General features: G+C 73.7%; 10 protein-coding genes. All 10 read left to right on the top strand.

Going from position 1 to position 13,495, the window contains the following annotated elements:
• Window positions 1-58: 58 nt before the first annotated feature.
• The 10 genes from ACZ7HT_RS24580 to ACZ7HT_RS24535 all read left to right on the top strand — a co-directional run bounded on the left by ACZ7HT_RS24580 (window position 59) and on the right by ACZ7HT_RS24535 (window position 13,399).
• On the top strand, window positions 59-2,146 hold the full coding sequence (locus ACZ7HT_RS24580; RefSeq protein WP_471169632.1) for a right-handed parallel beta-helix repeat-containing protein: 2,088 nt from the start codon (window positions 59-61) through the stop codon (window positions 2,144-2,146).
• Entirely contained in the window at window positions 2,143-3,018 is an 876-nt protein-coding gene (locus ACZ7HT_RS24575) for a cupredoxin domain-containing protein (RefSeq protein WP_471169629.1), read from the top strand. The genes ACZ7HT_RS24580 and ACZ7HT_RS24575 overlap by 4 nt, the downstream gene beginning before the upstream one ends.
• Window positions 3,015-4,349: a hypothetical protein gene (locus ACZ7HT_RS24570; protein WP_471169626.1), complete on the top strand. Its 1,335-nt coding sequence runs from the start codon at window positions 3,015-3,017 to the stop codon at window positions 4,347-4,349. Before ACZ7HT_RS24575 ends, ACZ7HT_RS24570 begins: the two co-directional genes overlap by 4 nt.
• 128 nt (window positions 4,350-4,477) lie before the next feature.
• Window positions 4,478-5,140: a TetR/AcrR family transcriptional regulator gene (locus tag ACZ7HT_RS24565; RefSeq protein WP_471169623.1), complete on the top strand. Its 663-nt coding sequence runs from the start codon at window positions 4,478-4,480 to the stop codon at window positions 5,138-5,140.
• 74 nt (window positions 5,141-5,214) lie between these two features.
• Window positions 5,215-7,416 (top strand): molybdopterin-dependent oxidoreductase, encoded by a 2,202-nt coding sequence (locus ACZ7HT_RS24560; protein WP_471169619.1) that lies wholly within the window; start codon window positions 5,215-5,217, stop codon window positions 7,414-7,416.
• 132 nt (window positions 7,417-7,548) lie between these two features.
• Window positions 7,549-8,961 carry a CitMHS family transporter gene (locus ACZ7HT_RS24555; RefSeq protein ID WP_471169617.1) on the top strand — a complete coding sequence of 471 codons (1,413 nt, stop codon included), beginning with the start codon at window positions 7,549-7,551 and terminating at the stop codon, window positions 8,959-8,961.
• A gap of 166 nt (window positions 8,962-9,127) precedes the next feature.
• Window positions 9,128-9,856: a hypothetical protein gene (locus ACZ7HT_RS24550; protein WP_471169614.1), complete on the top strand. Its 729-nt coding sequence runs from the start codon at window positions 9,128-9,130 to the stop codon at window positions 9,854-9,856.
• Window positions 9,843-10,580, top strand: coding sequence for a class F sortase (locus tag ACZ7HT_RS24545; protein WP_471169611.1), 738 nt, complete (start codon window positions 9,843-9,845; stop codon window positions 10,578-10,580). Before ACZ7HT_RS24550 ends, ACZ7HT_RS24545 begins: the two co-directional genes overlap by 14 nt.
• A gap of 327 nt (window positions 10,581-10,907) precedes the next feature.
• Complete coding sequence (locus tag ACZ7HT_RS24540; protein WP_471169608.1) at window positions 10,908-12,299, top strand: aldehyde dehydrogenase family protein; 1,392 nt, start codon at window positions 10,908-10,910, stop codon at window positions 12,297-12,299.
• Between the two features lie 20 nt (window positions 12,300-12,319).
• On the top strand, window positions 12,320-13,399 hold the full coding sequence (locus ACZ7HT_RS24535; RefSeq protein WP_471169605.1) for a Zn-dependent alcohol dehydrogenase: 1,080 nt from the start codon (window positions 12,320-12,322) through the stop codon (window positions 13,397-13,399).
• Window positions 13,400-13,495 lie beyond the last annotated feature (96 nt).

Raw genomic sequence — 13,495 nt, 5'->3', positions numbered from 1 at the left:
GCACATGGGGCTGCGCGAGGGGGTCAAAAAAGATGAGCAGTGCTCTACTCTCTCGCGCATGTCGTGGACCCGAAGGTTCGTCTCCGTGCTCTCGGTCGTGCTCGTGGCGCTCGCCGCGGCCCTGTTCACCGCTCCCCTCGCCCAGGCCCACGAGGAGCGGCCCGTCACCCTCCCCGACGGAACCGGCAGCGTGCCGGAACTCCGCACCGGCGAACCCGACCTCCTCGTCTGCAAGACCGACCGCGCCGACTTCGAACGCCGGATCTCCGGCTTCCCGGCCGCCCTCAAGGCCCGCAACCTCGCCCTCTTCGCACGCTGCGCCCGAAGCGGGTACCGCCACCTCCAGCAGGCCGTCGACGCCGTCGACCGGCCCGGCCTCACCATCGCGGTCCTCCCCGGCCTCTACGAGGAGGAGCCCTCCCTGCCGCCGCCCACCGGCGCCTGCGCCGGGCTCAAGGCCCGCACGTCCGCACTCGGCTACCAGATCCTCAGCTACGCCCAGCAGCGCCAGTGCCCGCACAACCAGAACCTCGTCGCCATCCTCGGCAAGAAGAACCTCCAGGTCGAAGGCACCGGCGCCTCCCGCCTCGACGTCGTCATCGACGCCAAGTACCGGAAACTCAACGCCATCCGCGCCGACGGCTCCGACGGCGTCTATTTCCGCAACTTCACCGCCCAGCGCACCACCTTCAACTCGCTGTACGTGCTCGCCGCCGACGGCTTCGTCATCGACGACGTCCTCACCCGCTGGAACGACGAGTACGGCTTCCTGACCTTCGCCTCCGACCACGGCCTCTACAAGAACTGCGAGTCCTACGGAAACGGCGACTCCGGCATCTACCCCGGCTCGGCCTCGAACATCAACGACGGTCACGGCTACGACGTCCCCCGCTACTCCATCGAGATCACCGGCTGCCGCAGCCACCACAACATGGTCGGCTACTCCGGCACCGCCGGAGACTCGGTCTGGGTCCACGACAACGAGCTCGACCACAACATGGGCGGCGCCTCCATGGACTCAGCCTTCCCCGGCCACCCCGGACTCCCGCAGAACCACGCCCGCTTCGAACGCAACCTGATCCACGACAACAACCAGAACTACTACCCCCACGTCGCCGACGGCACCTGCGCCAAACCGCCCGTCGACCGCGGCTACGAACAGGGCGTCGTCTGCCCCCAGATCTCCATGCCGCCCGGCACCGGCATCATCACCGCCGGCGGCAACTGGAACCTCTACGAGAACAACTGGGTCTACGGCCACCAGCGCGCCGCCTTCTTCCTCAGCGCCGTCCCCGCCTTCATCCGCGGCGAGTCCGCCTGGGGCAAGCAGACCGACACCTCCCACCACAACCGCTACGCCCGCAACCACCTCGGCGTCGACAAGGCCGGGCACTCCCGCCCCAACCGCACCGACGTCTGGTGGGACGGCCAGGGCGGCGGCAACTGCTGGCAGTCCGACGCCGGCGCCGGCACGCCCGGCGCCCTGCCCGGCTGCGGAGCCCGCCGCGGCGACGTCTCCGGCCCCACCGACCGGCTCGTCGGCGAACCCGTCAAACTCGCCCAGCTCCTCGTCTGCGCCGACTACAACGTCCAGGCACGCCGCCTCCCGGCCGGCTGCGACTGGTACGGCGCCCGGGGCCTCCAGCGCGTCGAGACCCAGCTCGCCCTCGGCAACGCCCTCGTCCTCGCCCTCGCCGGCGGCGCCCTCTGGTGGCGCCGCCTCCGCGGCAACCGGCTCGCCGGCGCGGCCGCCCTCCTCGGCCTCGCGGGCCTCGCCCTCGACGTCGCCGGCTCGACCCTCGCCCTCACCCCGACCGCCCTCCCCTCCCTCGCGCTGCTCCTCATGGGCGCCTGGTGGACCCTCACCGGCCTCGCCCTGCGCCCCACCCGCCCCGTCCTCGCCTGGACCACGGCGGTCCTCGGCGCCCTCACCCTCCTCGACGCCTTCGACAAGGCCGTCCTCATGCTCCCCGGCATCCCCGTCAGCCCCGCCTGGCTCCGCCTCCTGCTCGGCATCGTCTGGGTCCTGTGGGCAGTGATCGCCGCGGGCGCGCGCACCACGCGCCCGGCCGAACTCCCTGCCGAACTCCCTGCCGAGCCCCCGGCCGACCCCCCGGCCGACCACCCGGAAGGGGTGACGGCGTGACGGCCGGACGCGCCGCCGTACGCCCCCTCGGAGTCGTCCGCCTGGTCGGAGCCGTGCGTCCGGTCGTCGTCCTGGTCGTCGCCGCCCTGCTCCTCGTGGGCTGCGGCGGCCGGGCCACCACCCATCACAAGCCCGGCACCAGCCACCAGGAGGCCACCGGCAGCAGCGGCACCCTGCTCACGGCCCGCGACGAGGGCGGACACCGGCTCCGCGAGCTCCCCACGGCGGACGCGCCCACCGTCGGGGTCGAGGCCCGCCCCGACTCCGAGGGCGGCTGGAACGTCCACCTCACGGTGGAGAGGTTCCGTTTCACCCCGGAGAGCACCGGCGGCGCGGCCATCCCGGGCCGGGGCCACGCCCGCCTCCTCGTCGACGGCCGGGAGACCGCCCGCCTGTACGGCCCCTGGGGCTACGTGCCCCCGGGCGCCCACACCCTGACCGTCCGGCTCCACGCGGACGACCACACCGTCTGGGCCGTCGCCGGCGCCCCCGTCCAGGCCACCGTCCGCCTCGGCGCCACCCCCACCACCTCGGCCCCCTCCTCCGCCCCGGCCGCGTCCGCCTCCGCCCCGGCCGCGTCCGCCCCGTCGAGCCCCACGCCCGCCGACCCCGGCCGCACCGTCACCCTCACCATCATCGGAACGGCCGTCCAACCACCTCCCTCCCGCATCGAGTTGAAGAAGGGCGAGCGCCTCACCCTCCGTATCACCGGCGACCGCGCCGACACCGTCCATGTGCACGGCTACGACCGCGAACTGCCCCTCTCTCCCGGCGCCCCCGCGACGCTCACCCTCACCGTCGACCGCACCGGCCTCTTCGAGGTCGAGGCGCACGAGTCCGGACTCGTGCTGACCCAACTCGTCGTCCGATGACGGCCGTCGCCGCCGCCCACGTGGCGGCCGCCGCCCACGTCGCGGTCCCCGCCCACGCCGAACCCCGCCGGCTCCCGCTCGCCCACGGCGTGGGCTCCCAGCACGACCTTCCCCTCTCTCCCTTCTACGCGTACGCCGGCGCCTTCACCGCCCTCCTCGTCTCCTTCCTCGCCCTCGGCCTGCTCTGGTCCTCCTCCCGCTTCCGTGGCGACCTCTCCGGCCGCCCGCTTCCCTTCGCCCTCCAGCGGATCGCCGACGCCCCCGCCACCCGTACCGCCCTCCGGCTCCTCGGCGTCGCCGCCGCCGTCCTCTTCCTGGTCCACCTCCTCCTCGGCCCCGACGACCCGGACCGCAATCCCGCGCCCGGCGCCCTCTACGTCCTCCTCTGGGTCGGACTCGTCCCCGCCTCCCTCCTCCTCGGCCCCGTCTGGCGCCTCCTCAACCCCCTGCACGCCGTCCAGGCCTTCCGCCCGCCGCGGAACCCGCGCCCCCTGCCCGCCGCGCTCGGCATCCGGCCCGCCGCCGCCGGACTCCTCCTCTTCACCTGGCTGGAGCTCGTCGCCCCCGACAACACCTCCACCACCACCCTCCTGACCGCCCTCGCCGTCCACACCGCCGTCCAACTCCTGGGCGCCGCCCGGTACGGCGACCGGTGGTTCGCCCACGCCGACCCCTTCGAGGTGTACTCCTCCCTTCTCGCCCGGCTCTCCCCCCTCGGCCGCCGCGCCGACGGCCGACTGGTCCTGCGCTCCCCCTTCCACGGCCTCGACTCCACCCCGCACACCCCCGGACTCGTCGCCACCGTCTGCGTCCTCCTCGGCTCCACCGCCTACGACGGCCTCTCCGGCAACCCCCGCTGGATCACCACCCTCCAGACCTCCTCCCTCGGCCCCGTCCCCACCGCCACGCTCGGCCTGCTCGCCGCCGTCTCCCTCGCCGCCGCCTGCTACGGCCTCTGCGCCGGCGCCCTGCGCCTGATGAATCCCGAACTCACCACTCCGCTCACCTCCTTCGCCCACTCGCTCCTGCCCATCGCCCTCGGCTATCTCGTGGCCCACTACTTCTCACTTCTCGTGACGGAAGGACCACGTACCGTCATCTTGGCAGGGGGCACTGACAACGCCCCCTCGCCCGCTCCACCACTGGGTCCCGGGGGCCTCGCCACCCTCCAGGTCGCCGCGATCGTCACCGGTCACGTCCTCGGTGTCGTCGCCGCGCACGACCGGTCCGTGCGCCTCTTCCCGCCCGCCCGGGCCGTCGCCGGCCAACTCCCGCTGTTCGTGCTGATGATCGCGTACACCCTCGGCGGCATCGGCCTGCTGATCGCCTGAGCGCGCGCCCCGCCGATCGCCCCGCCGACCGGGCCACCCGACCCGGTGATCGCCCAAAAGCCCACACGCCCCACCGACTGCCCCCACGCCCCACCGACCGATCGCCTCATCCCGACCGGAGCGGCATCATGGACCCCGTGCCCCAGACCCGCCTCCGAACCCAGCCGGCGCTCCGCCGCGCCCCCGTGCAGCAGCGCAGCGCCGAGCGGCTGGCCCGGATCCTCGACGCCTGCGCCGTACTCCTCGACGAGACCGGGTACGAGCAGCTGAGCACCCGCGCCGTCGCCGCCCGTGCCGGCGTCCCCATCGGCTCCGTCTACCGCTTCTTCGGCAACAAGCGGGCGATGGTCGCCGCCCTCGCCCACCGGAACCTCGACCGGTACGCCGAGCGGGTCTCGGAGCGGCTCGCCGGGGCGCCGATCCTCGACGCGCACGGCGCCATCGACGGCGTCCTCGACGAGTTCATCGAGATGAAGCGGACCGTCCCCGGGTTCGCGCTCGTCGACTTCGGGCTGCCCGCCGCCGCGCCCGGAGAGGCCGCGGCGGACGGCGCGGCCGAAGCCGCCGCCGAGGACCCCAACCGGCTCGTCGCGGAACGGATCTGCGCGCTCCTCGCCGCCCACCTGGGCCGCGCCGCGGACGAGGAGCTGCACCGGAAGGTGCTCGTCGGCGTCGAGACCGCCGACGCCCTGGTCCGGCTGGCCTTCCGCGCGGACCCCGCCGGGGACCCGGCGCTCGTCGCCGAGACCCGGTGCCTGCTCCACGCGTACCTGGCGCCCTCGCTCTCGTAAGCTCGCGCAACCCCTCCCGCCCGTGCCTACCGGTCGGTAGGCTCGGCGTCACCCGACGCACCCAGGGAGACGCCATGTCCACCGCCCTGCGCATCTGCCCCCTCTGCGAAGCGACCTGCGGACTCGCCCTGACGCTCGACGGGAGCCGCGTCACCGGGGCGCGCGGCGACCGCGACGACGTCTTCAGCAAGGGGTTCATCTGCCCCAAAGGGGCCTCCTTCCCCGCCATCGACGCCGACCCCGACCGGCTCCGCGCCCCGCTGGTCCGCAAGGACGGCAGGCTCCAGGAGGCCACCTGGGCCGAGGCGTTCGACACGATCGCCGCCCGAATCCGTCCGCTCATCGAGGAGTACGGGCCGGACTCCGTGGGTATCGTCCTGGGCAACCCCAATGCGCACACGGTCGCCGGCGCCCTCTACCCGCCCCTGCTGATCGCCGCGTTGCGCACCCGGAACCTGTTCACGGCCTCCACGCTCGACCAGATGCCCAAGCACGTCTCCAGCGGCCTGCTCTTCGGGGACCCCTTCGCCGTCCCCGTGCCGGACCTGGACCGCACCGACCACCTGCTGATCCTCGGAGCCAACCCCCTGGACTCCAACGGCAGCCTGTGCACCGCCCCCGACTTCCCCGGCAGGCTGAAGGCGCTGCGCCGGCGCGGCGGCACCCTCACCGTCGTCGACCCCCGGCGCACCCGCACCGCCCGCCTCGCCGACCGGCACGTCGCGATCCGCCCCGGCGCCGACGCGCTGCTCCTCGCCGCCCTCGTCCACACCCTCTTCGACGAGGAGCTCACCGACCTCGGCCCGCTCGCCGCCCAGGTGGAGGGCGTCGAGGAGGTACGGGCCGCGGTACGGGAGTTCAGCCCCGAGGCGGTCGCCCCCGCCTGCGACGTGGACGCGGACACCATCCGCGCCCTCGCCCGGGAGCTCGCCGCCGCGCCCACCGCCGCCGTCTACGGGCGGATGGGCAGCTCCACCGTGGCGTACGGCAGCCTCGCCAACTGGCTCGTCGACGTCCTCAACGTCCTCACCGGCAACCTCGACCGGCCCGGCGGCGCGCTCTTCCCGCTCTCCGCCACCGCGCCCGCCCCGCGGCCCGCCGGACCGGGCAGGGGCTTCGCCCTCGGCCGCCGGCACAGCAGGGTCTCGCACCACCCCGAGGTCAAGGGCGAGTTGCCGCTCGTCGCCCTCGCCGAGGAGATCGAGACGCCGGGGGAGGGGCGCATCCGCGCGGTGATCACCGTCGCCGCGAACCCGGTCCTCTCCGCACCCGACGGGGACCGCCTCGACGCGGCCCTCGGCTCCCTCGACCTGATGGTCGCCGTCGACCCGTACCTCAACGAGACCACCCGCCACGCCGACGTCCTGCTGCCCCCGCCGCCGCCCTCCCGGAGCGCCCACTTCGACTTCGCCTTCAACTCCTTCGCCGTCCGCGACCAGGCCCGCTACACGCCGGCGGCCGTCCCCCTCGAAGCGGACCGCATGGACGAGTGCGAGATCCACGCCCGGCTGATCCTCGCCGTGACGGGGATGCACGGTGCTCCGCCGTCCGCCGTCGACGACCTCGCCATCGACACCACCCTCGCCAAGGCCGTGACGCAAGAGCACTCGCCCGCGTACGGAGCGGACCCCAAGGAGTTCGCCACCCGGCTCTCCGGGACCAGCGGAGCCGAGCGGCGACTCGACCTGATGCTGCGGCTCGGCCCGTACGGCCTCACCCTCGACGAGCTGAAGGCGCACCCGCACGGCATCGACCTCGGGCCCCTGAAGCCGCGCCTGCCCGCGCTGCTCAAGACCCGCAGCGGGCGGATCGAGCTGTTCCCGGAGCCCCTCGCCGCCGACCTGCCCCGGCTGCGGGCCGCGCTCGACGCCGTACCGGAGCCGGGGACCCTCCAGCTCGTCGGACGCAGGCACCTGCGCTCGAACAACAGCTGGCTGCACAACACGCCCACCCTGGGCGGAGGTTCGAACCGCTGCACCCTCCAGGTGCACCCCCGGGACGCCGAGCGGCTCCGGCTGACCGACGGCGGCACGGCCAGGGTGAAGGGGGAGGGCGGCGAGCTGGAGGTGCCGGTGGAGGTCACCGACGGCGTGCGGCCGGGCGTCGTCAGCCTCCCGCACGGCTGGGGTCACGACCGGCCGGGCACCCGGCTCGCCGTGGCGTCCACGCGCCCCGGCGTCAACGTCAACCAGCTGCTCGACGGCTCCAGGATCGACCCCCTCTCCGGGACGGCCGTCCTGAACGGCTTCCCCGTGGAGGTGTCACCCCTGCCCTAGCCTCACTTCTCTGACCTGGGGTTTTGCTCGTATTGCTCACGCGTCAACATCTTGTTAACGGCAGAAGGGGGCACCTACCGTCATCCGGACCGCCGCTCGGCGGGGTTCAAGGGTGAACGTGAGGTGTCCTCCATGCTGACCGTCCTCGGCTTCGCCATGATCGCGACCTTCCTGGTTCTGATCATGCTGAAAAAGATGTCGCCGATCGCGGCGCTCGTACTGATTCCCGCGCTGTTCTGCGTCGCGGTCGGGCAGGGGGCCCAGCTCGGCGACTACGTCATCGAAGGCGTCGGCAAGCTGGCGCCGACGGCCGCGATGCTGATGTTCGCGATCGTCTACTTCGGTGTCATGATCGACGTCGGCCTCTTCGACCCGATCGTCCGGGGCATCCTGCGCTTCTGCAAGGCCGACCCCGTGCGGGTGGTCGTGGGTACGGCGGTGCTCGCCGCGATCGTCTCCCTGGACGGCGACGGCTCCACCACCTTCATGATCACCGTCTCGGCGATGTATCCGCTGTACAAGCGGCTCAAGATGAGCCTGGTGGTCATGACGGGTGTCGCCGCCACGGCCAACGGCGTCATGAACACCCTGCCGTGGGGCGGTCCGACCGCCCGCGCCGCGACCGCGCTCAAGCTCGACGCCGCCGACATCTTCGTGCCGATGATCCCCGCGCTCGGCGTGGGCCTGCTCTTCGTCTTCGTCCTGGCGTACGTGCTCGGGCGCCGTGAGCGCAAGCGCATCGGCTACCTGACCCTCGACGAGGTGCTCGTCCCGGAGACCGACGCCGTCCTGGTCACGGCGGGCGGCAAGGGCGAGGGCAAGGGCGAGGGTAAGCAGGCAGCCGGGGCCGGTGGCGACGCCGGCGACGCGCAGGCCGGTACGGGCGCCGGTGAGGGCGACGGGTTCCAGGGGCTCGACCCGCAGCGGGCGACGCTCCGTCCCAGGCTGTACTGGTTCAACGCAGGCCTCACGGTCGCGCTGCTGGCCGCGATGATCCTCGAACTGCTGCCGATCCCGGTGCTGTTCCTCCTCGGTGCCGCCCTCGCGCTCACCGTCAACTACCCGAAGATGGACCAGCAGAAGGCGCGCCTCGCCGCCCACGCGGACAACGTCCTCAACGTCGCCGGCATGGTCTTCGCCGCCGCCGTCTTCACCGGTGTCCTCACCGGCACGGGCATGGTCAAGCACATGGCCGACTGGCTCGTCGGCGCCATCCCCGCGGGCATGGGCCCGCACATGGCCCTGGTCACCGGCGTGCTGAGCCTCCCGCTCACGTACTTCATGTCGAACGACGGCTTCTACTTCGGCGTGCTGCCGGTCCTCGCGGAGGCGGGTGCCGCGCACGGTGTGTCGTCCCTGGAGATCGCCCGCGCCTCGCTGGTCGGCCAGGCCCTGCACATGTCGAGCCCGCTGGTGCCCGCCGTGTACGTCCTCGTCGGCATGGCGAAGGTGGAGTTCGGCGACCACACCAGGTTCACGGTGAAGTGGGCCGCCCTGACCTCGCTGGTCGTGCTCGCGGCGGGGATCCTCTTCGGGATCATCTGACCCGGCCGGCCCGAGCCCCCGTCACCCGTGGTGCGGGGGAGTGAGCCGGACGAGTGGAAGTCGGAGGGTGGTGCGCCGGGTCGCCACCCTCCGTGTCCTTGTTGTGACAGATAGTCGGATTATCGCAGTAAGCGTCCGATGAGCTCACGACTGGAGGACCTCCACCATGACGACACCCCCCACCCGCGCCCTGCTCCGCGCGGCGCTCGCCACCATGGCGCTCAGCGCCGTCACCCTCGGGGGTGCACAGGCGGCCTTCGCCGCGCCCGGCGACGACGGTGACGTCAAGGTTCACCAGGCGGCCACGGGCGACACCGACCCCGTCAACGAACCCCGTGTCAATTGCCCCTTCAAGTTCGCCGCCCTCAACTTCGACGGTCTGTCGAGCATCACCTACTCGGTCTTCCCGCAGCCGGGTCAGCCGGGCAACGGGGACCAGCCGGTGCTCGGGCCCGCAGCCGTCTCCATCGACCCCGTCACCGGTGACGGGGCCACCGGGCTGCTCCGCCTGCCGATCGGCATGTACAAGGTCGAGTGGACGTGGGAGGGCAAGAACGGCGCCCCGAAGTCGAAGGTCTTCAACGTCCTCACCGCTTGCGACAACGGCGGCAACGGCGGGAACGGGAACGGAGGCAACGGGAACGGAGGCAACGGGAACGGAGGCAACGGGAACGGAGGCAACGGGAACGGGGGCAACGGCAACGGCGGCAACGGCGGCGGCCACGGCCACAAGCCCCACGGCCCGGTCGGCGCGGGCGGCGGCGGCAGCGCGCAGATCGCCGCCGAGGACTCCTCCGCCTTCGGCGTCGGGGCGGCCGTCGCCGCCGGCCTCGCCGGCACGGCCGGACTCGTCCTGATCCGCCGCTCGCGCCGCCGCGACAATGGCGCCGCGTAGGTCCCGCTTCACGCGCAGGCAGCGGCGCCTGCTCCGGCTCGCCAGGACCGTGGCGGTGACCACGGTCCTGGTGACCGGAGGCGTCTGGTGGGTCGGTGACGGGGAACCGGCCGACCCGCCGCTCGCCGCCGCCCCGGCCGCCCACGGCCGGGTCGGCCCGGCGGCCGGAGCGCCCGCCGCGCTGGCCCACCGGGCGAAGCCGCGGGCCGTGCCCAAGGCCGCGCCCGCGCCGCGGCCCGCGCCCCCGCCGGCCCCGATGGCCCGGTCGCGTCCCGTCACCGTCGCCGTCCCGGCCATCACCATCGAGGCCCCCGTGGTCGAGCTCGGCCTCGACGCCACCGGACGGCTCGGCACACCGCCCGTCGACGACCCCCGCGTCGTCGGCTGGTACGCCAAGGGGCCCGCCCCCGGCGAACGCGGCACCGCCGTCGTCGTCGGCCACCGCGACACCCGCACCGGGCCCGCCGTCTTCCTCAACCTCAACTCGCTCAGCCAGGGCAACACCGTCCGGGTCGCCCGCGCCGACGGCAAGGTCGCCGTCTTCACGGTCGACCGCGTCGAGACGTACGCCAAGAACGACTTCCCCGACAAGGAGGTGTACGGAGACACCGGGCGGCCCGAACTGCGGCTGCTCACCTGTGGCGGAGCCTTCGACCGGGGCAAGGGCTACGAGGCGAACATCGTGGTCTTCGCCCACCTCACCGAGATCGCCCAGAAGATCTGACCACCGGCTCCCGGGCCCCGCAGCCCGGCCTGCCGAACCCGAACCCGAACCCGCCAACGGCCCCGCAGCCCGGCCTGCCGAACCCGAACCCGCCAACGGACCCGCAGCCCGGCCTGCCCAACCCGCACGCGCACCCGCCCCCCAACCCGCACCCGAACCCGCGCCCCGCCCGACGGACCCAGCCGCTCCGCCGAACGGGGCGTGCGGCGCGTGCCGCCCCGGTGAGACCCGGGGCACTCCGGCAGGCCCTGGCGCCGGAAAATTAACATCGCTAGTTTGGGTTCCGCCCACTCGGACGACGCACCCGGCAAGCGGAGGAGACAGCGGATGAAGGCCCACGACGCGATGTACATCGGCGGGGAGTGGCGCCCCGCCTCCTCCACGGACACCATCCCGGTCGTCAACCCCGCCGACGAGCAGGTCATCGCCCACGTCCCCGCGGGCACCGCCGAGGACGTCGACGCCGCCGTACGCGCCGCCCGCGCCGCGCTCCCCGGCTGGGCGGCCACCCCGCCCGCCGAGCGCGGAGCCCGTATCGCCGCCCTCCGCGACGCGCTCGCCGCCCGCGCGGAGGAGATCGCCGCCACCGTCACCGCCGAGCTCGGCGCCCCGCCGCAGCTCGCCGCCGCCGTGCACGCCGGACTGCCGATCGCCGTCGCCGGCAGCTACGCCGAACTCGCCGCCACCCACCCCTTCGAGGAGAAGGTCGGCAACTCCACCGTCTACGCCGAGCCGGTCGGCGTCGTCGCCGCGATCACCCCCTGGAACTACCCGCTCCACCAGATCGTCGCCAAGGTCGCCCCGGCCCTCGCCGCCGGCTGCACCACGGTCCTCAAGCCCGCCGAGGACACCCCGCTCACCGCCCAGCTCTTCGCCGAGGCCGTCCACGAGGCGGGCCTGCCGGCCGGCGTCTTCAACCTGGTCACCGGCCTCGGCCCGGTCGCCGGGCAGGCGCTCGCCGAGCACCCGGACGTGGACCTCGTCTCCTTCACCGGCTCCACCGCCGTAGGCAAGAGGATCGGCGCCCTCGCCGGCGGCGCCGTCAAGCGGGTCGCGCTCGAACTCGGAGGCAAGTCCGCCAACGTGATCCTGCCGAGCGCGGACCTCCCCAAGGCCGTCGCCGTCGGCATCGCCAACGTCATGTCCAACTCCGGCCAGACGTGCAGCGCCTGGACCCGGATGCTGATCCCGGCCGACCGGTACGAGGAGGCGGTGGCGCTCGCCGCCGAGGCCGTCGCCAAGTACGTGCCCGGCGAGCGCGTCGGCCCCCTCGTCAACGCCAAGCAGCGGCAGCGCGTCCGCGGCTACATCGAGAAGGGGATCGAGGAGGGCGCCCGGCTCGTCGCCGGCGGCCCCGGGGCCCCGCACGAGACCGGCTACTACGTCTCCCCGACCGTCTTCGCCGACGTCACCCCCGACATGACCATCGCGCAGGAGGAGATCTTCGGCCCGGTGGTCTCGCTCCTGCGGTACGAGGACGAGGAGGAGGCCCTCGCGATCGCCAACGGCACCGTCTACGGCCTCGCCGGCGCCGTCTGGGGCGAGCCCGAGGCGGCCGTCGCCTTCGCCCGCCGCATGGACACCGGCCAGGTCGACATCAACGGCGGCCGCTTCAACCCGCGGGCCCCCTTCGGCGGGTACAAGCAGTCCGGGGTCGGCCGGGAGCTCGGCGCGCACGGCCTCGCCGAATACCTCCAGACCAAGTCCCTGCAGTTCTGAGCGCAGAAGGAGCGAACAGCGTGATACGCGCCGCCGTCCTGCCCGCCATCGGGTCTCCGCTGGAGATCACCGGCATCGAACTCCCCGAGCCCGGACCCGGTCAGGTCCGGGTCCGGCTCGCCGCCGCCGGGGTCTGCCACTCCGACCTGTCCCTGTCCGACGGGACGATGCGCGTGCCCGTCCCGGCCGTCCTCGGCCACGAGGGCGCGGGCACCGTCGTCTCCGTCGGCGAGGGCGTCACCCACGTCGCCCCCGGCGACGGCGTCGTGCTCAACTGGGCGCCGTCCTGCGGCAGCTGCCACCCCTGCTCGCTCGGCGAGGTCTGGCTCTGCGCGAACGCCCTGACCGGCGCCGCGAACATCCACGCCCGCACCCAGGACGGCAGGGACGTCCACCCCGGCCTCAACGTCGCCGCCTTCGCGGAGGAGACGGTCGTCGCCGCGAACTGCGTCCTGCCCGTCCCCGACGGCGTCCCGCTCACCGACGCCGCCCTCCTCGGCTGCGCCGTCCTCACCGGCTGGGGCGCGGTCCACCACTCGGCCCGAGTCCGGGAAGGCGAGACCGTCGCCGTCTTCGGCGTCGGAGGCGTCGGCCTGGCGACGCTCCAGGCCGCCCGGATCGCCGGCGCGTCGACGATCGTCGCCGTCGACGTCTCGCCGGAGAAGGAGGCCCTGGCACGGGCCGCCGGGGCCACCGAGTACGTCGTCGCGTCCGAGACCACCGCCAAGGAGATCCGGAAGCTGACCGGCGGGCAGGGCGTCGACGTCGCCGTCGAGTGCGTCGGCCGCGCCGTCACCATCCGCACCGCCTGGGACTCCACCCGGCGCGGCGGCCGCACCACGGTCGTCGGCATCGGCGGCAAGGACCAGCAGGTCACCTTCAACGCCCTGGAGATCTTCCACTGGGGCCGCACCCTGGCCGGCTGCGTCTACGGCAACTCGAACCCGGCCGAGGACCTGCCGGTGCTCGCCGAGCACATCCGGGCCGGCCGCCTCGACCTCGGCGCCCTCGTCACCGAGCGGATCACCCTGGACGGCATCCCCGGCGCCTTCGAGAACATGCTCGCGGGCAAGGGCGGCCGCGCCCTCGTCGTCTTCTGACGGTGGCGGGGGGGGGGGGGGGGGGAGGGGGGGGGGGGGGGGGGGGGGGGGGGGGGGGGGGGGGGGGAGGAAGGGGGGGGGGGGGATAAAAGAGGA

The sequence above is a fragment of the Streptomyces sp. NPDC037410 genome (assembly GCF_055602235.1).
This window is presented reverse-complemented; position numbering and strand designations above follow the sequence as displayed.

Excerpts from the sequence above, each read along its gene's own strand:
- ACZ7HT_RS24580 (WP_471169632.1), top strand. The coding sequence starts at position 59 with ATGTCGTGGACCCGAAGGTTCGTCTCCGTGCTCTCGGTCGTGCTCGTG.
- ACZ7HT_RS24570 (WP_471169626.1), top strand. The coding sequence starts at position 3,015 with ATGACGGCCGTCGCCGCCGCCCACGTGGCGGCCGCCGCCCACGTCGCG.
- ACZ7HT_RS24565 (WP_471169623.1), top strand. The coding sequence starts at position 4,478 with ATGGACCCCGTGCCCCAGACCCGCCTCCGAACCCAGCCGGCGCTCCGC.
- ACZ7HT_RS24560 (WP_471169619.1), top strand. The coding sequence starts at position 5,215 with ATGTCCACCGCCCTGCGCATCTGCCCCCTCTGCGAAGCGACCTGCGGA.
- ACZ7HT_RS24555 (WP_471169617.1), top strand. The coding sequence starts at position 7,549 with ATGCTGACCGTCCTCGGCTTCGCCATGATCGCGACCTTCCTGGTTCTG.
- ACZ7HT_RS24550 (WP_471169614.1), top strand. The coding sequence starts at position 9,128 with ATGACGACACCCCCCACCCGCGCCCTGCTCCGCGCGGCGCTCGCCACC.
- ACZ7HT_RS24545 (WP_471169611.1), top strand. The coding sequence starts at position 9,843 with ATGGCGCCGCGTAGGTCCCGCTTCACGCGCAGGCAGCGGCGCCTGCTC.
- ACZ7HT_RS24540 (WP_471169608.1), top strand. The coding sequence starts at position 10,908 with ATGAAGGCCCACGACGCGATGTACATCGGCGGGGAGTGGCGCCCCGCC.